Here is a 23,855-nt window from a genome sequence, read left to right on the forward strand (position 1 = left end):
TTATCCACATGTAGAAAAAAGGAATCCCCGCTTCGGCTTTCGCTCTGCGGCAGTTCCCTTCCATTGCGCTCAATCTTTATTTTCCAGCAGGGTCCATTTGGCCGACGGGCTGCCAAAATCGGGGATCGTCAGCATTTCGCCGCCGCGAAGCGACGATTCGTGGGCGATCAGGCCCGGGATGCAATACCTCGCCGCCTGCCAGGCGTTGTTCGGCGGCAGCCGGTGCTGGCTGACCGATTTGACAAAGTCGTCGACGAGGAATTGGTGCGAGCCCGCGTGTCCGTTGTGCAGTCCCTTGAATGACTCGGGAAGCCGGTGAACCGGATGCACCTTGGCCACGCCGGAATAATAGTCGCGTTGGATCAATTCGTGCAGCTGCTTGTGCGCGTCGCCGACTTCAACGGTTTGGCACGTCAGGATGTCGGTCAAGTCCTCGATTTCGCCCCATTTGAGCGAAGTCCAGGCTGTCGCATTAAACTGCTCCTCGAATGTCCCTTTCGTGCCGAACAAGCTCATATGCACGCTGCGTTCGCCGCGGCAGCTCCAACCGACTCTGCGGAACTCGTTGATGCGCATCATGCCGCCGTCGGATGTCCGCAGAAGCGCCGTCTGGTTGCTGAATTCGTTGTCCCAGTAGTTCGCCCCCGCCTCGAACACGCCGTCCCCTTCCGTATCCTTGTAACCGAGACAAGATACTTGCGTGGCATGAGCGCCAGTAACGCCGAGGATCATGCTGACCGAATGCGTCGGATAAAACATCGGCGGAAGGCCGGCCGCCTTCTTCCAGTTCGCCCCGTCGGAATGCTTGTACGCATCGTAGAAGCCGTGGCTCATATCGTGCAAATACGCGGCTTCGCCATAGACGATGTTGCCGAAGTCGCCTTGGGCAAACCGGTTGCGGCAATAAATGGTCGCCGGGTAATAATAGCTTGTTTCGCCGGTCATATAAATCAAGCCCGATTGGTCAACCAATTCGATAATCGCCTGCATGTCTTCGATGCTCGACGCCATCGGAACCGCGCAGTACACATGTTTGCCCGCCCGCAGCGCTTGCAGCGTATGCGGCCCGTGCAGGTGCCGGTTCGTGAAGAGCGCGATCGCGTCCACATCGCTTTTGCACAGCTCATCGAGCGACGAATACGTCCGTTTGATCCCGAACCGTTCGGCCGTTTTTTGCAGCTTCTCGGGGACCAGCTCCGCCACCGCCACTTCCTCCACCAACGGATGCGCTTGAAACAATGGAATAAACGATCCGGCAAACCCCGTTCCCACGACACCGATTTTCAGCCCCATCTTAAGCCGATCCCTCCCGTATAAAATCCAATCCGTTATTCAGTTCCTATTGTAATGACCGTCCCCTTCTTTGTATTTGGCGCAAAGCAACAAATCGGTAGCCAATATCACACTCGGACACTTCCGCGGCAAAACAAACTGCCCCGTTCCGGAAACATCCGGGACGAGGCTGTTTGCTCGCTGCCGCCGATCCGGTTGATGCCGGATCAGTACACATTCACTTTTAACCAACTCCCGGACGATTCTGTCGTCCAGGTCGAAACGCCATTAAACTTGCCATAGCTCTGATCGGATCGAACCGGACCGATAGCCCATTCGTAATTGTTCGAGGAATTCGTCGCTTGTCCCAGTACAATCGCATATTTGGTTCCGTCGACCAGGCCGGTATAGGGCAATTCCACATTTATGATGCTGTAACTGGTACTTACCGAACTGGCAGGGATCGTGGCTGAAGCAAAAGCGTCGCCTGTCGGTTGATTGTTGCTGGTGGCGAACAATTCGACCGTCACGTCCGATTGACCCGTGCCGGTACGCTTATGAATGTTGACATCGACACTTGCCAGATGGGGACGATTAATGGCTGTAAACGTCTGGAATCGTTTGACTTCATTCTCTGTCGATCCGAACGAATTGCCGCCATTGTTATTCGTAGACAGATCGATCACTGTTACCTGCGGCGTTTCGAGCAGTTCGATCTCGGATAATTGCAGCTCGCCGCCCCCGTTATTGGATGTAACTTCCAGCCGATAATATCGATAAGGCTTGTTGTTGTTGAATGTATAAGTATTTTTCTGGTAGTAAGACGCAAATGATTGGTCTGATCTTGTATCTAATGTCGTCCAATCTTCCCCATCATTCGATCCCTGTAACGTCCAATTCTTAGGATTCCTGTCGGGCATGTCATTTGCCGATGTAATCGAGTACTTGGAGAAGACATAGGCCCATTTAAATTGGATCTGGATCCAGCCCGTACTGGAGCCTGTATACCATTTGGTGCCCGTGTCACCGTCGAATGCTTTTTCCTTTCCTTCATTTGAAGGACTTTCTCCTGTCGCCGTTATGATGGCGCCGACAAAAATCGAAGAGGCTTGAGGTACCGATACCGCGATGGGGCTCGTATCCGCTGTCGTGCCGTCGAATATTCGCGTTACCGTGAACACCACGTCCACATCCGCTGCCGCTGGCGGCGGTGTGATTCCCCCGTTCGTATCGATGATTTCCGGATGGCTGGACGTATGTATGGCGATCGTATAGCCTTCCGGCACGCTTGGCAATGCCAGGCTTGTCGCATCTACGCCCGGTCCCGATACTTCCATAATCGTTGCAGCTACTTCTCCTGCGGTCGGCGATATCATCCCGCTCAATAAATCTCTTACTTCCTCGGAGGAGAACATCGATTCCGATCGGGTCAACGAATAAACGACATCGTCGATATGAACCCCGTCTCCGGATCGATCCTCAATAACGGTCTGCGCATGCGCTGACTGAACGGGCGCGCTGGCACAAAGAAGCAAACAACAAACGAGCAATCCCGGTTTCATTCTCAAAACAATACCCCTCCATGTTCGTGTCAGCGATCACTCCTTAACCAATTATATCCGGTTTTCCGCAATAGTGCATCGGAATTAGTTCAAAAGAATGAGCGTTCACCGTACTCGCTCGTTCGACTAAGGCAAAATAGGCCATAAAACATGGCCTATTTCGCAATCCCCGTATAACGGGCGCTGTCGCCCCCCGACGTTAGTCGCCGCCCTCCTCCTTGATGCCGAGCCGATCCAGAATCAACGTGGCGAACACGGTAGCGCCCGTCAAGAGACACGCTTCGTCGGCGACAAACAGCGGACTGTGCAAACCGTGGGCGTTCTCCGCATTTTCATGCGGGCCCGTGCCAAGCCAGAAGAAACAGCCCGGAACCTCAAGCTGGTAAAACGCGAAATCTTCTCCCCCCATGGTAGGTTCCGCCTCGACCCAATTTTCGCTGCCCACGACTCGTTCGGCGGATTGCCGCAATCGCCTCGAACACTGCTCATCATTGATCACGGCATGAACCTGATGGATATAGTTCACTTCGGCCCGACAGCGATGGGCCGCTGCGATTTGCGACGCCACCCGCTCGATTCGTTCCGGCAGCTGCTCCCTGACTTTGTCCGAATAGGAGCGTACCGTGCCGGTCAACTCGACCGAAGCGGGAATGACATTGTTGGCCAAACCGCCGTGGATGCTCCCGATACTGACGACGGCATGCTGGCCCGGTGTAATTTCCCGGCTTACGATCGACTGCAGCCCGGTAATGACTGCCGCAGCGGCAACGATCGGATCGTGGCATTGATCCGGCATCGAGCCGTGTCCTCCTCTGCCGGAAATCACGATTTCGATCCGGTCCGTTGCAGCATGGAAAATCCCGGGTTTCCCCGATACTTTGCCCGCAGGCAAAGTCGGCCAATTGTGCAGCCCGTAAATTTCGTCCACCCCTTCGAGCACCCCGTCCGCAATCATCCGTTTCGCTCCGGTTACCGACTCTTCCGCCGGTTGGAAGATGAACCGCACCGTTCCGGCCAAACGATCGCGGGAACCGGCGAGAAGGGCGGCGGCACCAAGCAAAACCGTCGTATGCACATCGTGACCGCAGGCATGCATGACGCCGGGAACTTCCGATGCGAAAGGCAGGTTGGTCTGTTCCGCAATCGGCAGCGCGTCGATGTCCGCCCGCAGCGCGATCGTCGGACCGGGAAGCTTCCCGGTTAAATCGGCCACCACTCCATGCCCCCCGACTCCGGTTTTGACGGGCAATCCCAGCTCGCGCAGCCTCGCGGCGATCTGGGCGGCCGTCCGCACTTCTTCATTGCTGAGCTCGGGAAACCGGTGCAGATCCCGGCGAAATGCGATCAACTCGGCTTCGAGTTTGTTCGCTTCTTGTTCAGTTAACATGGATGTACGCCACTCCATTCGATTCCATAATTTTTTACATATATTGTAAATCATTACCGTTTCAAATACTTGTCGTATTGCGCTTTTTTGATCCCGATCGCTTCCTCCACGTTCATCTTCTTCAGCGTTTGCAAATACGCATCGTACTCGGTATCGATATTGGCTTTGCCGACAATAAACTTGTCGATCATTTCCTTCACGTATTTATTGACGTCCGTCATGATTTTGGCGTACTTGTCGTCCTCCTCCTGCGTCCCTGACAGAGGCGGGAGCAGCGGTTGGTAAGTGCCGTCCATCGCTTTGATGCCTGCGACCTCGGCGGGCGAAAGCAAGGAAGCTCTGGACTCCAGGATTTGATAATGAACGAAGTATTCCGGGAAAATACCGAATGATCGGGCGCCATTGATCCCGCCTTTTTCATGTTTGACGATCTTATCGGCAAACTTGCGCACGCCGTTTTCTTCCGTATACGTATCCCCTTTAATCCCCCAGTTGGTCAACGTGATCCCTTCATCGGTAAAGAGGTAGTCCAGCCATTTGACGATCAGCTCCGGATCTTTGGCTTTGGCGGATACGTACAGCGCCTTGTTGTAGGCAGGCCTTCTGATCGAAAATTGGTCGCCATAAGGCCCCTTCAATGGCGCGAGACCTTCAAACTGCTTGCCCATGTCTTTAAAAATCGGAATATACTCGATACTGTCGCTCATGAAGAACACTTTGTCTTCTTTTACCTTCTGCTGGAATATTTCCGTGGTGTTGGTGATGTACTCCTTGTCGATCAAATTGTCCTTGTACAAGGTGCTCAAATACTTGAGCGCTTCCTTGAATTTGGGCGATTCGTAAGGAGGATACGTCAATTGGCCCTTTACAATGCGAAAATCGTCCGAAACATCGTATGCGCTGAAGATGGGCAACGTGAGATACCCGAGTTCCCGCTTCGAGATCGGGTAGCTGTTCGGATATTTCGCTTTCATGGCTTTTAACGTAGTGGACAGCTCATCCAGCGTCGCAGGAGCTTTCAGATTCAATTCTTTTAATACGCTCGTTTGAATCATCGACGCCGTCAAATATTTGATTTCCGATCTGAACTGAGGGATGTAGTAAATTTCCCCTTTGTCGTTTTTGACCATCTTTTTGATCAGCCCGTTTTCGTCGTCCATTTTTTTCATGATGTGTTGGCCGTATTTGGCGAGCAGATCGTCCAGCTTGATAAACAATCCTTTCGACGCAAACTTGTTCATCATATCCGGCGGCCCCACCATCACATCCGGGATATTCCCGGACGAAACCAATACATTCAGCTTCTGCTCCAGTTCTTCCGCAGGAACCAGCTTCCAGTCAATATTGACATTGGTTCGGGCTTCAAGCTCCTTGAAGACGATCATATCATTGGAAACGGGCGCAAACGGAAAATTGGCCGCATAGTACGAAATGGTCGCTTTGTTTTTGCTGATTGGCAGCGTCCCCCCTTCTGCATTTGCCGACGGTTGAGCCGACGACTTGGGCGCTTCGCTCGCCTGTCCCGCTTTGGGCGATTCGTTCGCAGGCGGTTCACTGCTCTTCGAGCTTGAACAAGCGGAAACGATAACCAATGCCATAACCGTCAAACCGATCAAGACCCTTTTCCCCATAAAAATAACCTCCCATGGATGATTTCATTTCCATTAGCCCTTAATGGCTCCGATCATGACGCCTTTGACGAAATACTTCTGCAGGAACGGATAAGTGACCAGCAGCGGCAGCATCGACAGGAAGATGACGGCGCAGCGCAAGCCCATCGGCGTCATGCCTCCGTATTCCCTCGTTTGCATGGCATCCTTCACGAAGTTGTCGGACATCGAAACGACCAAATCCCGCACGATCAGCTGCAGAGGAAACAAATCTTTTTCCGTCAAAAAGATCAACCCCGAGAAAAAATCGTTCCACCGGCTGACCGCGTAAAACAACGCGACGGTAGCAATTACCGGCCTGTTCAACGGAATGACGATTTGAAACAAAATTCTCAGGTCGCCCGCTCCGTCGATTTTGGCCGCTTCCTCCATACTTTCCGGCATGCTCTGAAATACGGTGCGCATGATGATCAGCAAATACACGGCAACGGCGCCGGGAATAATCAAGGCGGCCCGCGTATCCAGCAAGCCCAAATCTTTGACTACCAGCACATAAGGGATAAGTCCGCCGTGAAACAGCATCGTAAACGCGATCATAAACATGAAGAAATTGCGCCCGATCAAACCTTTCCTGGCCAACACATAAGCGGCGAAAATGGTGAGGATCAACGAATACAAGGTTCCGACAAACGTATAAAAAATCGAATTGGCGTACGATTGCAAAAAGTTAGGATGCTCCAGCGCCAGTTTGTAGCCGGTTGTGCTGAACCCGATCGGCCACAGGACGACCTCATTGGAAGCAACCGCAACGCTAGCGCTGATGGAAACGCTGAACGTATAAAGGACCGGATATATGCAGAGCGCTGCGATGACCAGAAGGGCAGCTACAATCAACCCTCTGACGATGGCATCCCCCGCCGGGCTTGTTCGCGAAGATGATCGCACGGGAACCTCCTTCCTCTACCATAAGTAAGTATCCGAATATTTTTTGGCCAACCGGTTGGCAATCACAATGACGATAAAGCCGATTGCCGATTGGAACGCGCCGACGGCTGTAGCAAAGCTGTAATCCGCGTTAAGCAAACCTTTGAAATACACATACGTCTGAATGACATCCGCCACTTCCGCAGTCAACGAATTGGACAACAGGATGATTTCCTGCCAGCCGACATTCAGAATGTTGCCGAGCTTGAGGATGAGCAGCAGGATGATCGTCTGTTTGATTCCGGGCAGCGTGACGTGCCACATTTGGCCGAAGCGTCCGGCGCCGTCGATTTCCGCAGCCTCATAAATGTCACTGTCGATTCCCATGATGGCGGCTATGTAAATGATGGCCGTAAAGCCTGTCGACTGCCATATATCCATCATCGTATAAATCGCGCGAAACCACTTCGGTTCGGTCAGAAATGCGATCGGTTCGCCGCCGAATGATGTGATCAGCACATTCACAATGCCCGATTCGGGGGAAAGCATATTTTTGATCATGCCGACGACCACAACGATCGAAATAAAATACGGGAGAAACACGACGGTTTGAATCGTTTTGGTAAACAGCTTGTTTTTGATCTCGTTGAGCAGCAGCGCCAAAATAATCGGGGCCGGGAACCCGAACACGAGCAGGTACACATTAATCAGCAGCGTGTTGCGGATCAACTGCCAGAAGTAATAGGAATGGAAAAATTCGTTAAAATGCTTGAATCCGACCCACGGACTTGCCGCTATCCCCTTGATAATGTCCAAATCTTTAAAAGCGATTTGCAGCCCCCACATCGGTATGTAGTGAAAGATAATAAAATTCAGCAAAACCGGGAGCAGCAAAACATACATATACCGGTCGACAATGATTTTTCTGATTGTCTTGGGCATTCGAACACCGACCTCCTCGCTCATTCCGTAATCCGTACAATCAGGCTGTCAGGTCACATTTTATATCCGCCTCCTTCTTGCATTCGAGTCGTGGTATCGATACCACGACTTCGATGGAGCAATCATACACTACGCTGCAAATCCCTGTCAATGAAAAAACTTCACTCCACTATCGCATCGCAACCCCGGCGCTCCGGCCGGTTCAAATCAAAAATGCGGTACAAGGTTGCCACCCTGACACCGCATTTTTTGCTTGACCTATTGCATCGGCCCCTTATTACTCCGGGCGGGAGCCGGTTGCGCGCCAATCGAAATGATCGTCAAACGGGTAGAACGGACGGCTGACTCTATGCATCTTCAATGACCGCAAATTGGGCGTGCTGTCGCCCGGCGTATCCAGAATATAGATGCGGCTGGAATAACGGCCGAAATCGGCGCGAAACTGATTCGCGGATTTGACCTGCACGATGTCGGCTTCGCGGGGCTCCAGTCCCATCGTCCGATAGACGTTGGAATCGCCGATAAAGGCCGACTTTTCGGCCAGCAGCAACGATATCGTGCCGATCTCGATCACGACGCATCGTCCCATTCGTCCGGTCATGTTGGCGATAAACCCGTTGCCGAAGCGGAAATCGCCGTCCCCGATGCGCCGGATCAGGCCGGTAATCGTGATCGGGCTGCCATGCCTGCGATTGATCGCGTACCCGACGTCAAGTGTCGCCATCCGTCCTACGCCGACGGCTATCGCCTGTTCGACGGCGGCGGCGTCCACCAGCGTGACGAGACAGTTCAGCTCATACTGCGCCCCCGCAGCCAGGAGCTCCTTCAGCACCGTATTGCTGTCTCCGGTCGCTCCCGCGCCGGCGCTGTCGGCGGAATCGGACACGATGAACGGCTCTCCGTCGCCCCGCTTCTCGATCGCCTGCTTGACAATATCCGCTACGGAAGCCAATTGCACATCAAATTCGTGCCGCTTGTCCCACACAAGCTCGGCAAGCCGTTCGCATTCCCGCTCGGCCGCTTCCCGCTCGTCCCCGACAACGACAACCGCAAAACCAAGCTCGGTTATATCGAGCCAGGGCTGCACCGGGAACAGGGAAGTGACGGTCGACCGACCTTCCCTTTCGCCTGCTTCCGCTTCCCGCCACAATTGGGCGAATGGGCCATGCGTCGTCTGGCTGTTCTCCGCCGGCACAATCATCGGCAGCTTGCGCAAAGCCAGATGCGGGCTCGACTCGCCCCGGACGATGCGAAACAGCAGTTTACCGGCGCGGTAGCCGGTCCGATCGAAATCGGTGTGCGGATAAGTCCGATACCCCACGATCGCGTTCACTTGACGCGCCAATCGTTCGGTGACGTTCGCATGCGGATCGAGCGACACGACAAGCGGAACCGCCGTTCCGAGCTGCCGCCTGATCGCCGCGACCAACTCGCCTTCGACATCGTCACAGCCTTGGGCGGCCATCGCCCCGTGCAGCGCAAAATATACCCCGTCGCACGCAGGCGCCTGCTCGAATTGCCGGACGAACATGTCGATGATCGCGTGCAGATCGTCAAGGCCGATCCGACCGGCCGGGTGCGCGTGCAAGTACAAGGTCGGAATAACCGCCACCGCTTCCTCTCGCGCCGCTTCATAGAAGCCGAACATTTCGTTCCGGAACGGCATGTTGCCAAGCTCTTCGCCGGCGCGGAACAGGTGGCTGCGGAAGTGGTCGATAGTCGTTGCAATCGGACTGAACGTATTCGTCTCCTGAAGGAGCCCGCCCGCAAGGATGTTCATACCGCTCACTCCTCCCGATCACGCTGCGCCGCTCCGCTCCCGGGTTCCGGCGCCGGCTTCGCATAGCCGGGCCGCAGCGGCGGACGAATCCAGCTATGCTCCTTGTGGCTGCCGTCGTCCTCCAGCTTCGCATGGTAAATTTCGATCAGCTCCAGAAACGCCAGCTGCGCTTCTTCGCTGTCTTCAAGCAATTTCCCCCAGGGCTTGCGTGCGGAATCGTACGGGTAATCCTCGGGCGCCAGCCGGCTGTAACGCTCGCAGTCGAGCAACGTGCGCAAATAGACGATCCGCCAGCGCCAGCGGCCGCTCCATTGTGCCGGCATATCGCCGGCTATTCGCTCCGCAAGGTGCCGGGCCGTACGGGCATCGTCCAGATCGGCGGCCTCGCCGGCTTCGACGAGCGTCTGATTGCGTTCGATCAGCCGAAAGATGCGCAGCGCGTCATCGACCGACGGTTCGCCAAATTCGAAGGCCGCATATTCCCGCAGCGTCTGTTCCGCCGTTGTATTCCGGTCCCAATAGAATTGGCTGACAATTACTTTATTTACATCCTCCGACAGCCCTTCGGAATAAGGCAGCCCTCCCTGGATAACATGCCGGATCGGCGCCCACAGCCGGTCCAACCGCGCGGGCAGCGGGTTGGCCCCGAAGCCTCCCCACGGGTGAAGCCCCCACATGCTGATTTCCGGAAAATTAAGCAGCGGCACATGACCGGGAACACCGTGACGAAGCGGATATTCCGGGTACTCGTCATGAGAATCGGCCATAATGTAATCGACCCAGTCGTTGCCGCGTTCCAGCGATTGGCGAAGCAGCTCCCATTCCCCGATCACCGGCCGATCGAAGCACCAGACGCCCAGCATATGTTTGATCGCCGGGAACGACTCGCGCGTCCACCGGACGATATCGCGGGAAAGCAGCAGGTATCCGTTGCCTCCCCACGGCATGCAAACCTCGCAGCCGCAGCCGCCTTCGTCGTAAGGCGACAACGCCAAAAAATCGAGCGGCACGTCGGCGAAACGGCGAAGCAGTTCCCGCACGTTTTCTTCGATATAAGCTTTTGCTCCGGGCCGGGCCGGGCACAACGTAACGCCGTTATTGCCTTTTTTTCCGAGCGGATCGAAATTCGGCGTCGCCCTCAGCTCCTCCGGCGTATTGCGGAACATGCTGTTCGAAGCGAAGTTGATGCCGATTTGCATATCCAGCGATTGGGCGGCGGTATAAATCATCTTGAGCTGCGCGATGCTGACGTCCGTTTCCGGATCTTCCCAACCGTCCAGATTCAGAAATGGAACGGTCAGCAGCAGCCGGTTGTAACCCCAAAGCGACAGCTCCTCCAGATATGCGGTCACCTCTTCGCGGCCCGCCACGTGATACCAGTTGAAGAAATGGGTCGCAAAGTACAGGCAGCGAAATTCGCAGTCCGGCTCGGAGACGCCGCGCCAGGCGGACGGCTGCCAGCTGCCGGGAGCAAAACGCGACGTATGAAGCCATTTGCCGGCTCCGTATAAGACGCCGAGAACGCTTCCTCCCTCGATTGTCGTCTCCTTCGCAGCGCTTTCGCCGATTCGGAAGCCTTCGGATGAAAGCGACGGATCCAGCTTCAACACCAACGAACCCATTTCTCCCGCCATCTCCGCGCCCGTCGTTCGTTCCTCGAGCTGGCGCCCGACGATGGCCGCGATGCGCGACAGCGTCAACCTCGTTTGCTTGCCCGATGCCGACGGCATGAGCGAGTTGTCTTCTTCATAACGGATAACGAATGAACCGATTTGTTGCATGTCAGCCTCCTGTGAACTCCCCAGCGCCAATACCGGGATGACGGCGGCATCCATTCAAGCTTGCACTTCGTTCCGGTACTGGACGGGATTATATTGCGTCACTTCCTTGAACGTGCGGCTGAAATGTTTCCAGCTTCCGTAGCCGACCATTTCCGCCACTTCGTAAATCTTGATGCCCGGATTGCGCAGCAGCCGCTTCGCTTCCTCCATCCGCAGGGCGGTCAAATAGGTGAGGAAGGTGACGCCCATCCGCTCGCGGAACAACCGCCCGATATAATTCGGGCTGACGTAGGCCGCATGTCCGACATCCACAAGCGTCAACGGTTTGTGCATGTTGTCGCGGATGTATTCCTTGGCGAGCTGAAGCACGCGCCCTTCCTGCTTGTCCGGCACGAGCTTGGTCAGCAGAAAGCTCAGTCCGCTCATCAGCTTCTGCAGGTAGTCGCGCTCGTTTCTGGACCAGATCAGCTTCATCATTAATTCGGATATGAACTGCGTCGCATACAGATCCGGAGCGTGCCTTCCCTCGTGCATTTTTTTGCACAAGGACAACAGCAGCAGCTCGATGCCGCTTTGCACATGCATCACGCTGTTATGCGAGAACAGGAGACTCACCTCCTGCTCGACCTCGCGCATGAGCGCCTGCAAATCCGTCACTTCCCAGGCGGCATAAATGCGCTCCAGATTCAGCCGGATTGCCGGCGGCTGCATCGTGGAATACCGGTTCCGCCGAACTTGCGTTTGGCCGAAGACGCGGAGCATCAACGCGCTGCATGCCTGAACCGCCAGCTGGTCAAGGCCGATTGCGCCCCGCTCGACGACAGCCGATACTCCCGCGCTGAACAGCAGCGCATGGGGGCCCGCTCCGAAGGAAAACAATCCTTCCGTCACCTGCCGAATCGTCTCCTCCGCCTCCTGACGCGTGTTCGCGGCGACGCCGATGAGCATATTGCCCGGATCGAGCTTGACAAAGCCTTGCAGCAGGCACATCGTTTGCCCCTGCTGCGCGATCAATCGGCCGATCCGCTGTTCAAGCTCATCCGCACAGCTCCCGGCGGCGCTTTCCTCCGTGTCGTCGGGATCCACGGCTACTACGGCGAGATAGTCGCCCTTCGTGCCGAGGAAGTTTTCCCAGGTTCGATTGATCGACTGCCGGCGCGTTTGGCGCACCCGCTCCTTGCAAGCTTCCAGCGTAACGATCAATTCTTCGATCTGCAGCGGCTTCAGCAGAAAGTCCGCCGCTCCAAGCCGAAGTGCCTGCTGCACAGTGCCGAAATCTTCATAACCGCTCACGATCACCGAATGCACGAGAGGAAAGCGGGCTTTCACCTGCTCGATCAGCTTGAGCCCGTCCATGGCGGGCATCCGGATATCCGTAATGACCAGGTCCACCTCGCGGGCAAGCAGGCATTCCATCGCTTCCGCGCCGTTGGCGGCCGCCGCCACTACGGTCAGCTCCGGAAATTGCGGCTTGATTTGTTCCAGCAGACAGACGAAGCCTTCGCGAATTTCCGGTTCATCGTCGACAATGACAACTCTCAAGACGCTCCCTCCCGCTCGTTGCGATTCGGATCGACGGGTAGCAGAAACGATACGATCGTCCCCGCCCCTTCCATGCTGTCGATGGCAAAGAAGCCTCTGCCTCCGTAAAGCAGCTCGATTCGTTGGCATACATTGGCCAGTCCGATGCCTGCCGCGCCTTGTTCATGGTATGATTTCCGCAGACCGGCATTGACCTTCTCCAACTGCTGCACGGACATCCCCGGCCCCTCGTCGGCAACGCTGCCGGCAATATATTCGCCGTCCAGCCGCAGCCGGATCCGAATATCGACCGTATGATCGTACGGCGATTCGCCATGCTTGATCGCATTTTCGACCAGCGGCTGGATCACGAAACAAGGAATCGTCGCTTCCAGCACCTCCGGCTCAATCTCCATGCTGACCTGCAGCCGTTCCCCGAATCGCAGCTGCTGGATCACGAGCAAATGCTCGATCAGCGTCACTTCCTGCCTGACGGAAACAAAATCCTGCTTATGCTGGGCATGGTAGCGGAGCAAATGTCCGAGCGAAACAAGGCCCATCTCGGTGCTTTCGTATTTGCCCGATTTCTGCGTCATGCGCACCATTTCGAGCGCGTTGTACATGAAGTGGGGGTTGATCTGGCTGCGCAAGCTTTGGATTTCCGCTTCCTGCCGGAGCAGCCGGTTGCGCAGCACCTCTTCGACGAGCGTGCGAATGCGTTCGGACATTTGCTTGAATGCCCGGGCGAGACGGCCGACCTCGTCGTAGCGGCCGGCATCGATCGTAATATGAAACTGGTTGCTTTCCAGATTCCGGGCCTGCACCGTAAGGCTGCGCAGGTTGCGGGTAATCCCGTACGAGATCAGGACGGACAACCACACCGTAAGCAGGATGCCGGCCACGACGGCCCAGCCGGTCACCTTCTGCACGTTGTGAATGCCTTGATTCAAATTGCCGGACGGGATCATTGCGACAATTTTCCAGCCGGTCTTGAGTGAAGTATTGTAGCTGAACAAATAGCTCGTTTGCTCCAGCCTGACCGTACGCGCCGCCGGTTCCTCCTTCGCGCCAGCATCGTCGCCGCCGATCGTCAGATGAAACAGCGCGTCCCACTCTTGTCCGATCTGCCCGGAATCGGGAGAGTAGACGATCCGACCGCGCTGGTCGAGGATGTACACCCGCGAATCCGCTCCAAAATCAAGCGGCGCCATCATCTCCTGCACCGGCCGCAGCGAACCGTTGACTTGCAGCATGCCGGCGACGCCACGCTCGTTCAGATTGCGGACCGGCTGCACGATCGAAATCGCATAACGGTTTCCTTTGGAGAACGCTCCCGAAACAATGCCGAGCACGGTGGGCGAATACTCCTTCTGCTCCGACTGCGTTGTCATGGCAAAACCCGGGTCAAACGATGTCTGAGTCTGCCACATGCCCCCCTCGAGCGCGCGTATGTACGACGCTCCGGACGGCAGATAAAACACGACGTCGAGCAAATCGCCGTCCGATTGCTTGATCACCGCGCGCAGAATGGCGTCCAGCCCGATCGTATCGGCCAAACTGCCGCTTGCCGCTCCGGGTTTGTCCAGCGCGAGCTTCATGAGCGCCGCATAGGAATCCGTCGCCAGTATCGACTGCGAATCGGAAATGAGGCCCTCCACATAACGGTCCATCTGTCGGTTGACTTGCGTCAAAATTTGCGGAATATACTGCCGCACTTCACGCTCCGAAGCGGAGCGGAACGTCGTGAGCGCATAAATCGTCACCGATACGATAACAGCAATAAGCAGCGCCGAAAACAGAATCGACAGCTTCCATACCATCGGCCAGTTTCTGAACTGCCGAAATCGGAATTTCATCACCCGTTCGCTCCCCTCCTCCCCACTATACACGATAACGGTGCCACTTTTTAGTAGGAGGATGAAGGAAGATCGGATCGACCCGCCGCCAACGAGCCGATCCGCCGGATGTCTGCAGCTACTTGGCGATTCCCATCGCTTTCAGTTGTTCGGATGCTTGCGTCAGCATCTTTTCCCCGCCTTTTTTCAACCAGTCCGCTTTGAAGCTTGCATAGTCCGCTCCTTTATCAAGCACGTACTTGATTTCGAATTCGGCCTTCAGTTGATCGGTTGCGGTCTTCAGCGCGCTGTCGAACGTGACGAGGTCCTGGAAGTTGGGGTATGCGGGCGAGGCGGCCACGCCGTTGTCCAGCCCGATTCTTTTTTTCGTCGCGTCCGTCAGCGGGCCCGCGCCGTAAAACACTTTGTCTCCGACCGCAACCCAGGAACCCCAGTCGATCAACCCCGTATTTTTCGTACGCACCGTGTCCGGCACCGTATCGAAATAGGTCAAGCCGCCGCCCATGTCCACCAGCTTATTGCCGATTCCCGGCACGCCGACTCCCCAGCGCAAGGCAAAATACGCTTCATTCGGATACGTCACGTCATTGAGCAATTTCAGAATCCGCTGCAGTTTGACCGGATTTTTGGCCGCTTCTGCCGTGATGGCGTACATACCGCTCGACACGCTGCCCGGAGGACGAAGACCGCCGGCGCTTCCCGCCTTCGGCAGCGTCATCGGCAACCATTGTGTCGTCGGGTCTTTGCCCGAATTCGCGAATACGTCCGCTTCGCCATACAGATCCGCCGGCGGATACCAGGCAATGCCGTATTTGTCGCCGAACAGCTTCGCCTTCCGCTGCTCCCAGCCTTGCGTGTACCAGTCCGGATCGATCAGCTTCTCGCTGACGATCGTCCGCAGCAGGTCCAGAAACTTCTGGTGATTGCCGTCCATGATCGTATTCGTCAGCTTGCCGCCGTCCATATAATAGCCTACCGAATCGCCGCCGGACGTCGCCGGGCCGGTCGGGCCGAACATCGCGGCCAGGAAGCTGATTTCGCCGACGCCTTTGCCCGCCCCCGCTGCGCTGATGCCCCATGTGTCGTCTTTCCCGTTTTTGTCCGGATCCTTGAAGGTGAACGCGCGCAGCACGTCAAGCAGCTCTTTCTCATTCGTCGGCTGCTTCATGCCCAGGCTGTCGAGCCAATCCTGGCGAATCATCATGCCCCAGTTATTCGTTCGCGGCGCCACCGGCAAACCGATCAGCTTGCCGCCCACCGTGCCGTACGGAATCGACAGGTCGTTGAAATTGGCCTTGATGGAGGGCACCTTGTCCAGATAAGGCTTCAAGTCGTCGAGCAGCACGCCCTGGTTGTGCAGCTTGACGATTTTGTTCTTGTCCGAGGCGAAAATAATATCCGGCGGCTGATTCGAAGAAAACTGCACCAGCAGCTTGTTTTCCAAATCGTTGGCGTTGATGTTGTCAAACTGGATATCGACGTTGAATTTGTCGTTGAGGTATTTTTTGATCGGATCTTCCCCGTTGGCGGGATTGTTGATCCATCCGTTTACCATGATGTGCAGCTTGACTTTCTCCGCCATATTGTCCGCAGCAGGCTTCGGCGAAGACGAATTCGCCGACCCGGACGGAGCCGTGCTGGCGGCGGTGCCGGTGCTCGTGCTAGGCGAAGCGGCAGAATTGCCGTTATTTTTGCTTGTACATCCGGCCAAGAGCGAACCAACGAGCAACAGCGCCAAAGACAACGTCCCTACCGATTTTTTCATCCAAGATAACCCTCCCGGAAATAGTGGTTGGCTTCCTCTATCCTTTGACAGCCCCCATATACACGCCTTTGGTAAAATATTTTTGCAGAAACGGATATACGCACAAAATAGGTACGGTGCCGAACACGACGACCGCCATTTTCAGCGATTCGACCGATACGCGGTTGGAGGCATCCAGCACGTTGATCGGGTTGAAATAGCGGCCCAGCTCCGGATTGACCAGCAAATTGCGGATCAGCAGCTGGATCGGATACAGCGATTTATCGTTCACATAAATGAGCGCGTCGAACCAGGCATTCCAATGGGCAACGGCAATGAAAAGGCCGATCGCGGCCATGGCCGGGGCGCTCATCGGCACCATGACGCTCATCATCAGCCTGCCCTCCCCGGCACCGTCCACAATGGCGGCTTCCTCCAGTTCCTTGGGCATGCTCTCGAAAAACTGCTTCAATACTAGCACGCTCCAGCTGTCGATTGCCATCGGCACGATGAGCGACCAGAAGCTGTCCAGCAAGTGCAGCTCCTTCATAACGACATACGTGGGCACGAGCCCGCTGGGAAACAAAATCGTGAGCAAGATGCAAAAAATGAGTCCTTTGCGCCCCGGAAGATGATGCCGCGACGCGATGTAGGCTGTAATCGTCGTCAGCGACAGCGTTACGATCGTACCGACGACCGTACGTTCGATGCTGATCTTCAGGGCGTTCACGAACGTGCTTCCGGCAAACAGACGCTCATAGGCAAGCAGTGTCGGATGAGACGGCCACAGCACCAGACCGCCCTTGTCGATCCATTCCTGCTCGTTCACCAGCGAGGTTGCGACAATATATACCAGCGGATAGAGCGATACGAAGGAAACAAGCAGCACGGTTGCGAGCGCTACCATCTGGTATTTTACCATATTCCCACTCCTGCCAGTTTTTTCGACAGCTTATTGACGCCCAGCACGAGGGCCAGTCCGAACAACGATTGAAACAGCTGGGCGGCCGAAGCGACACCGTACTGCATTTGGCCGAGCCCTTCCCGGTATACCCACGTATCGATAATGTCTCCGACGCCGTAGGTGGCCGGATTGTAGAACAACAGCACTTGCTCGCCCCCGGCATACAGGATGTTGCCGAGCGAAAGTGTAAGCAGGAAAATCATCAGCGGCTTCAAATTCGGCAGCGTCACGTGCCATATTCTGCGCCACGGACCGGCGCCGTCGATCGTTGCCGCCTCGAACAAGGACGGGTTGATCGCGCTTAGGCCGGCCAGGTAAATGATCGTTCCCCACCCCAGCTCCTTCCAGACCGCAGACCCGATCAGCAGCGGCTTGAACCAGCCCGGCGACAGGAGGAAATTAACCGTCGTTCCTCCAAGCCGTTCGATCATCTGATTCACGATGCCGAGATTGGAGAACAAGGCGAATACAATGCCGTAAACGATCACCATTGAAAAAAAGTGCGGGATGTACACGATCGTCTGGCTGATTCTGCGAAGCTTGGCGGAATACAGGTCGTACAAAAAAATGGCCAAAACGAGCGGCGGCAAAAAGCCGATTCCGATGCGCAGCATACTGATGACAATCGTATTCTGCAGCGCGTTGTGAAAGTCGGACATGGCAAAAATGTGCGTAAAATGCGCCAAACCGACCCACGGGCTGTGCCAGATGCCGTCCGCAAGCCGATAATTCTTGAACGACAGAACGGCTTGCACGATCATGGGATACAACTTCAGAACCGAATAATAGGCCAACACCGGAAGCGCAAGCAAGTAGAGAACCCAATACTGTTTGAGACGCAGCGCTTTGATTGCCTTTCTCCCCTCCCCGTCTATTGCCGGATTTCCGCATCGAACCGCATTCGAACGGTTGCGCCGCAACGGGCTCCGGTACTTTCATTTTAACGGCCCTCCCCGCGCAAAAATATGCCGCAAAACATCCAAAAAGGAATGGATCGCGCACAGTTTGCAGCGCATCGCGATCCCCGTTCCTTCATGATGTATACGCGTCCGTCAAAGAAAGTCCGCCATCGACGACAACGACGCTTCCGGTCATATTGCGGTTTCTCGGGTGACAGAGATGCGCGACCTGCCAGGCGACTTCTTCGGCTTGAATGAAGGAGCCGACGGGAATGTTTTTTACGGCTTCCTCGCGCATGCCCGGATTGCGGGTGAATATTTTTTTCACCAGCCCGGCGTCTACCGCCCCGGGCGCAACTTCGTTAACCAGAATGCCGTCGGGAGCAAGTTCTCTGGCCAGGCACCGGCAAAGCGAGCGAACAGCGGCTTTGGACGCGCAATATGCCGGAGACTGGATATGCGCGCTATGCCCCGCCCAGCTCCCGATAAAGACGATTTTCCCGGCCCGCCGTTCTCGCTTGAGCTGCCTGGCGCCCAGCTGCGCCAAACAAAACGCTCCTTTGACGTTGACGTCAAGCTCGTGCTGCAGCTGCTCCATGCCGATTTCCAATCCGAGGCGGACGGTGACAATCCCGGCGTTCGGAATAATCAGCGTCGGCGTGCCGAGCTGCTCCGTCGTCCGTTCCAGCCACCGCGCTACCTCGTCTTCTCTGCTTACATCGACCTTGGAGTACCGCACCTCGATCTGCTTGCTCCGCAGTTCGGCCAGACGTTCGCCAACGTCGCAATGATCCTCTTCTAGCAAGTCGCCGATCGCAATGCGCGCCCCTAGGCCGCCCAGCTCTTGCCCAATCGCATACCCGATATCCCCCAGCCCGCCGCTGATGATCGCCACCTGAGTATGAAACGGTCCCATGTCCGCCGCTCCTCTCCCCATTCGCCAATTTCGATTTTCGCCTCTCTTAAACAGCATCCAGCGGATAAATCGGACGTTGCAGGTGCTCGTATTGAAAATAAGCCAGATTGGAGGCGCAGCAGCCCGGGGTATCCACAGGAATGACCTTGCGGCAGACGGACCCGAACGCCGTTTTCCAGGCAATCGCCGATTTGACGACAATCACGTGGAACGACTCCGCTTGCAGGCCAACGCACCGAATCAGATTGATATCGAAGGGGGCGACGCGTTTGCCGGTAAGAACGATCGTCAGTTGCCCGCATTCGATCACGGCGGATTTCCCCATATTCGAGCGATAGCCGGCCATATAAGGGCCGTTATGCACGAACTTCCCGTCAAACAGCAGGCGAATGACGCCCGTGATGCGGACAGGCTCGCCGTGCATATGATCGCTTTTGCCGCCGATTGGCGCCTCGAATGTGCCGCCCACGCCAAGCCGGTGGGCAAGCGCCGCCCCTTCTTCGTCATACAGGACGATGAGCGATTTTTTCGGCGCATGCAGCAGTTGGGCCAGTATATGAGTAGCGTCGGCCGGTGCGCCCCCGCCCACATTATCGGAGCCTTCCACCAGGATGACCGGCCCTTCCTCCTCTTGGAACGCCTCGGCAACCGCATCCGCGGCGGATCGGGCCGCATAAGCGAACCTTTCCCGGCGCGCCCGGGCCATCCGGCTCAATTCTTCGGCATATCGCTCCGCAGCAGGCTTGTCGCCGTCGGTCGTTACGACAAATGCCATTCCGGCATCGGCGATATCGCTGTAGGGAAAACCGCCGGCTACCGTTACATTCAGCACGGCCGGATCGCGTTCGATGGCGAAGGCCCGTTCCATCAGTTCTTTCATCGGCCCTTCTTCGTCCGTGACCATCACTTGGGGAACCACCAGCATGCCGGGCTTGACAAGCGCGCTTGTCGGCCGGATTTCCCTACGAATGAGACGCGCAAGCAGCTGAACGCCTTCAAACACCCGCTCATAAATATCAATATGCGGATACGTATCGAAGCCCACCACCATATCGGTTTGTTCCACCATCTGCGCGCTTATGTTGGCGTGCAAATCCAGCGTCGCGACAAGCGGGACCCGCTCCCCCGCCGCTGCGCGCAACCTGCGGACGATTTCCCCCTCCATATCGGGATATCCTTCCGCTACCATCGCCCCGTGCAGCACGGCAATAATCCCGTCGGCCGCCTGCTCGAGCGATTCGAGCATCAACGCGATCAATTCGTCCGCAACCGTTCGCGGCACGACCCCGCCGGGGGGAGCCATCGTGTACAGCCCGCAGGCAAGCGCGGCCCCTTCCGCCTTGGCTCCGTCGATCGCGCCGCCGATCAAGGTGCGTGTATTTTCGTATTCCTTATAGAACGCGTCGTTGCCAACTACCCATTCCGAATGAAAATGTTCCATGACGGTTGGCCTAGGTGCGAAGGTGTTCGTTTCGTGCATGATGCCGACAACGGCAATTTTCATTCTTTTGTCACCCGCTTCACCATTTGCTTCGATGCTTTAAAATCCGGCCGCAGCGCCGTTCCCAGACCGGGAGTGGAAGGAAACGCAATTCTTCCGTCCTTTACCGTAATGTTCTGTGTGACCGCATCCTCGTAATAGCCGCCATCGTAAAAGCCGCGCACGGTTTCCATGACAGCGGTATTCGTACAGCTTGCGCACAGATGCAAACTGGCAAATACGGCTACCGGTCCCGTACAATCGTGCGGCGCGATCGGCAGATGATACGCGTCCGCCATGGCGGCAATCTTCTTGCTTTCGGTAATGCCGCCCGTCCACACCACATCGACCATGAGCACGTGAGCAGCCTTTTTCTCAAGCACTTGGCGATAGTGATATTTGGTAAACAACCGTTCGCTGACCGCCTGGGGAATGCGGCATTCGGCCGCCAGCCGGGCCAGATCGTCCGCACTGTCCGGCATCATCATGTCCTCCATCCAGAACGGCTGATAAGGCTCGAGCGTACGTCCGATCTTGATGGCCGCATTCAAGTCCCAGCGCGAATGGCCTTCGATCATAATTTCCATCTTGTCGCCCACCGCTCGGCGAATTTCTTCCACCGGACGTAGTCCTTCCTTCAACTGCTCGAGCGACAGAAAATGACCGACGGGTCCCATCGTATGTCCCGGCGCAATAGCCGGCAGCAGGTGGTCGAACGGAAAAATCTTCATCGCCCGGATGCCGCTTTCGAGCAGATCCGCGGCCAACTCCCCGGCGCTGTGCAGCATGCGGCTATGATCCTGAAACCGGGCTCTGTCCACGCATGTATTGTAAATCATGATATCGTCTCTTACCTTGCCGCCCAGCAGGCTGTAAATCGGTTTCCCCGCCGACTGGCCAACAATATCCCACAGCGCAATATCAATCGCCGAAAATGCCCTCATCTCCGCTCCGGCATATCCGTAAAAGTTGGCGCAGCCGAACAAGGTCGCCCAATGCCGTTCGATCTCGAACGGGCTTTGGCCGAGCAGTAACGGCGCCGCCATCTCGTGAATCACGGCTTCTACGGCGCCCGGAATATAATACGTTTCTCCCAGTCCGACCAAACCGTGCGCCGTCGTAATTTCCACCCACAGAATTCGCGGATCAAGCTCCCAGCGGAACGTTTCGATCTTTACGATCCGATCGTATCCGCTATTTTCATTCGTCATAACGGCCACCCATCCTCCCTTTTCGTGGTATCGATACCACGGATTTCATTGCCATCTTACACCAGCGCTTGAACGGCTGTCAATTCCTTTTGCGCGCCAGGCCGGCGAGGGGATATCCTATTGTTTGACAACTTTGAAACGCGGTGTCATTATAAGAAAAGCTTCTATCGCAGCACTTCGAAGAAGTTGGCCCGGCTTTAGCGGTAACTTTTCATGCCAATCGGCAAGTTTCGGTGCGCTTTAGTGCTTCACCGAACTTAAACTTTCCGATGTGATTAAAAACGGGCAGCTTTTCATGATGGAGGAAAACAGATGCCGATTCAAAAAAAAGTAACGATCAAAGACGTCGCAAAAGAAGCGGGCGTAGGCGTCTCGACCGTTTCCAGATGGTTGAACGATTCGCCGAAAATCAGCGACGAAGCCAAAGCGAAAGTGCTGAGCAGCATCGAGAAGCTCGGGTATGTGCCGGATCGCATGGCCCAAAGCCTGCGCTCGCAGAAGTATAAAAACGTCGCGTTCCTGGTCTCCGATATATCCAATATGGCAATGCCCACCATCGTTCGCGGGCTGCTTTCGGTTTTCGATTCGGCCGGTTATTCCATTTCGTTGTGCAACACCGGCAGCGAGGATATTTTCGATAAGGTGCGCAAGTTTTTGCAGGGGAGAAAGTTGGATGGAATCGTCTTGCATGTGGCGCGAGAGGACGACCAGGCTTTGCACCGCTTTCTGCTCAAGCTGAATATTCCCATCGTTGTTATGGATCGCGATATACCGGGCATCCCTTCGGGAGTTTACATCGACTATTACAGTTCTGTAAAAGAGGCTGCCGCCTACCTGCTCTCCCTCGGACACCGCAATATTGTTTTATCGTGCGGCTTTCGTCCGATTCGTCCGACCCGGGTCGCCATCGATGCTTTTCATGCGGCCTATCTAGAAAAGGGTCTGACTCCTCCCGAGCACCTGATTGTGTACGGAGCGGTCTCGCATGAGTTTGGCAAAACCATGATCGAACGATTTCTGCCGGAAATCAGAAAAGGAGAGGTTACCGCCGTAATCTCGATCAACAACGCCAGTTTCTCCGGCATGCTTGAAGCGATCTACGAAGCGGAGCTGGAGTATCCCCGGGATCTTTCGCTCATTACGCTCGGGGACTCGGAATTGACGCAATGGCTCCGGCCTTCCGTTACCGTCATCGATCGACCGCTTGAAGAAATCGGCGTGCAGCTCGGCCAAAGTTTAATCAACCGGATCGAGTCGAATCAGCCGGGGGAATCGTTCGAGCCTGTCGTCATTCCGACGAAGCTCATCGTCCGGAATTCTTGCCGCAGCGTTTAGTTAATCAAAACTCTCTAATCAAGCATGCTCGGATGCACAGGCAAGCTTTGCACAAGGCCGTTCATGCTGAACGAAGCGCAAGGAACGGTTGGGGAGTCGATGGTTTCGTCTTCCGCGTAAACCTCGACCAGCTCGTATCGGTCTCCGTCCAGCACGTACTGCTCCAAAGTGAAGTTGGAGAGGTCGACGAGCCAGTATTCCGTTACGCCGTACTTCGCATACGCGATGCGCTTCTGTATTTTGTCCCGTCTGCGCGAATGCTCGGACATAATTTCCACGACGAGATCGGGGGAGCCGTTAATGCCGCGATCGCTAATGATCGCCATTCTGCTGCGATGAATCATGACGATGTCCGTCTGCCGCACCTCCGTATCGGACAAAATGACGTCGATCGGCGACAGGAGGATAATGAACTCGTTGCCGCAGCTGGCCTCTAAGCCGGATACCATTTTATAAATGAGCATTTGATGTGTAGTCGTTGGCGAAGGACTCATCAGCTCCAGAACACCGCCTGCAACTTCGTAGCGGTTGCCGTCATCAATCATATTGGCATATAGATCGTAAGTTACCGGCGACTCCTTTATGACCTCTTCGTATGTTTTCTTTTTCCGGCTCATGCGTTTCTCCCCCCTTTATGAAAAAAATAAAACCCCAGCAAAGAAACACGGGTT

Annotated in this window: 18 protein-coding genes; 1 reads left to right on the forward strand and 17 read right to left on the reverse strand. The window is 55.7% G+C overall.

From position 1 onward, the window contains the following. Nucleotides 1–69: 69 nt before the first annotated feature. The 16 genes from EXY20_RS09160 to EXY20_RS09235 all read right to left on the reverse strand — a co-directional run bounded on the left by EXY20_RS09160 (nucleotide 70) and on the right by EXY20_RS09235 (nucleotide 21,849). Entirely contained in the window at nucleotides 70–1,293 is a 1,224-nt protein-coding gene (locus tag EXY20_RS09160) for a Gfo/Idh/MocA family protein (RefSeq protein WP_135550014.1), read from the reverse strand. A 206-nt stretch (nucleotides 1,294–1,499) separates the two neighbouring features. Next, nucleotides 1,500–2,834: a discoidin domain-containing protein gene (locus EXY20_RS09165; RefSeq protein ID WP_235885497.1), complete on the reverse strand. Its 1,335-nt coding sequence runs from the start codon at nucleotides 2,832–2,834 to the stop codon at nucleotides 1,500–1,502. 199 nt (nucleotides 2,835–3,033) lie between these two features. Next, entirely contained in the window at nucleotides 3,034–4,221 is a 1,188-nt protein-coding gene (locus tag EXY20_RS09170; RefSeq protein ID WP_235885463.1) for a M20 metallopeptidase family protein, read from the reverse strand. A gap of 53 nt (nucleotides 4,222–4,274) precedes the next feature. Then, nucleotides 4,275–5,852, reverse strand: coding sequence for an extracellular solute-binding protein (locus EXY20_RS09175; protein ID WP_135550020.1), 1,578 nt, complete (start codon nucleotides 5,850–5,852; stop codon nucleotides 4,275–4,277). A gap of 33 nt (nucleotides 5,853–5,885) precedes the next feature. Beyond that, a complete protein-coding gene (locus EXY20_RS09180; RefSeq protein WP_135550022.1) occupies nucleotides 5,886–6,776 on the reverse strand; it encodes a carbohydrate ABC transporter permease in 891 nt (296 codons plus the stop codon). Nucleotides 6,777–6,791: 15 nt separating this feature from the next. After that, nucleotides 6,792–7,697 (reverse strand): ABC transporter permease, encoded by a 906-nt coding sequence (locus EXY20_RS09185; protein WP_235885465.1) that lies wholly within the window; start codon nucleotides 7,695–7,697, stop codon nucleotides 6,792–6,794. A gap of 277 nt (nucleotides 7,698–7,974) precedes the next feature. Next, nucleotides 7,975–9,477, reverse strand: a complete 1,503-nt coding sequence (locus tag EXY20_RS09190) for a M81 family metallopeptidase (protein ID WP_135550027.1) — start codon at nucleotides 9,475–9,477, stop codon at nucleotides 7,975–7,977. Between the two features lie 5 nt (nucleotides 9,478–9,482). After that, on the reverse strand, nucleotides 9,483–11,258 hold the full coding sequence (locus EXY20_RS09195; protein WP_135550029.1) for a hypothetical protein: 1,776 nt from the start codon (nucleotides 11,256–11,258) through the stop codon (nucleotides 9,483–9,485). A gap of 54 nt (nucleotides 11,259–11,312) precedes the next feature. Then, nucleotides 11,313–12,800, reverse strand: a complete 1,488-nt coding sequence (locus tag EXY20_RS09200) for a response regulator transcription factor (RefSeq protein WP_167859106.1) — start codon at nucleotides 12,798–12,800, stop codon at nucleotides 11,313–11,315. Continuing rightward, nucleotides 12,797–14,635 carry a cache domain-containing sensor histidine kinase gene (locus tag EXY20_RS09205; RefSeq protein WP_135550033.1) on the reverse strand — a complete coding sequence of 613 codons (1,839 nt, stop codon included), beginning with the start codon at nucleotides 14,633–14,635 and terminating at the stop codon, nucleotides 12,797–12,799. Before EXY20_RS09205 ends, EXY20_RS09200 begins: the two co-directional genes overlap by 4 nt. Before the next feature lie 118 nt (nucleotides 14,636–14,753). Continuing rightward, nucleotides 14,754–16,400: an extracellular solute-binding protein gene (locus EXY20_RS09210; RefSeq protein ID WP_135550036.1), complete on the reverse strand. Its 1,647-nt coding sequence runs from the start codon at nucleotides 16,398–16,400 to the stop codon at nucleotides 14,754–14,756. A 37-nt stretch (nucleotides 16,401–16,437) separates the two neighbouring features. Continuing rightward, nucleotides 16,438–17,301 (reverse strand): carbohydrate ABC transporter permease, encoded by an 864-nt coding sequence (locus EXY20_RS09215; RefSeq protein ID WP_135550038.1) that lies wholly within the window; start codon nucleotides 17,299–17,301, stop codon nucleotides 16,438–16,440. Further along, entirely contained in the window at nucleotides 17,295–18,104 is an 810-nt protein-coding gene (locus EXY20_RS09220) for an ABC transporter permease (RefSeq protein WP_135550040.1), read from the reverse strand. The genes EXY20_RS09215 and EXY20_RS09220 overlap by 7 nt, the downstream gene beginning before the upstream one ends. A 271-nt stretch (nucleotides 18,105–18,375) precedes the next feature. Further along, nucleotides 18,376–19,158 (reverse strand): SDR family NAD(P)-dependent oxidoreductase, encoded by a 783-nt coding sequence (locus EXY20_RS09225; RefSeq protein WP_167859107.1) that lies wholly within the window; start codon nucleotides 19,156–19,158, stop codon nucleotides 18,376–18,378. A gap of 46 nt (nucleotides 19,159–19,204) precedes the next feature. Continuing rightward, on the reverse strand, nucleotides 19,205–20,662 hold the full coding sequence (locus EXY20_RS09230; protein WP_135550044.1) for a M81 family metallopeptidase: 1,458 nt from the start codon (nucleotides 20,660–20,662) through the stop codon (nucleotides 19,205–19,207). Further along, nucleotides 20,659–21,849, reverse strand: coding sequence for a mandelate racemase/muconate lactonizing enzyme family protein (locus EXY20_RS09235; RefSeq protein ID WP_135550047.1), 1,191 nt, complete (start codon nucleotides 21,847–21,849; stop codon nucleotides 20,659–20,661). The genes EXY20_RS09230 and EXY20_RS09235 overlap by 4 nt, the downstream gene beginning before the upstream one ends. Nucleotides 21,850–22,161: 312 nt before the next feature. Between EXY20_RS09235 and EXY20_RS09240 the strand changes: the two genes are divergently transcribed. After that, nucleotides 22,162–23,184 carry a LacI family DNA-binding transcriptional regulator gene (locus tag EXY20_RS09240; RefSeq protein WP_135550049.1) on the forward strand — a complete coding sequence of 341 codons (1,023 nt, stop codon included), beginning with the start codon at nucleotides 22,162–22,164 and terminating at the stop codon, nucleotides 23,182–23,184. A 14-nt stretch (nucleotides 23,185–23,198) separates the two neighbouring features. Here the strand turns inward: EXY20_RS09240 and EXY20_RS09245 are convergent, their stop codons facing one another. Next, complete coding sequence (locus EXY20_RS09245) at nucleotides 23,199–23,801, reverse strand: Uma2 family endonuclease (RefSeq protein WP_135550051.1); 603 nt, start codon at nucleotides 23,799–23,801, stop codon at nucleotides 23,199–23,201. Between the last annotated feature and the right edge of the window lie 54 nt (nucleotides 23,802–23,855).

The sequence above is a fragment of the Paenibacillus cymbidii genome, assembly GCF_004764705.1.
Lineage (GTDB): Bacteria > Bacillota > Bacilli > Paenibacillales > NBRC-103111 > Paenibacillus_AN > Paenibacillus_AN cymbidii.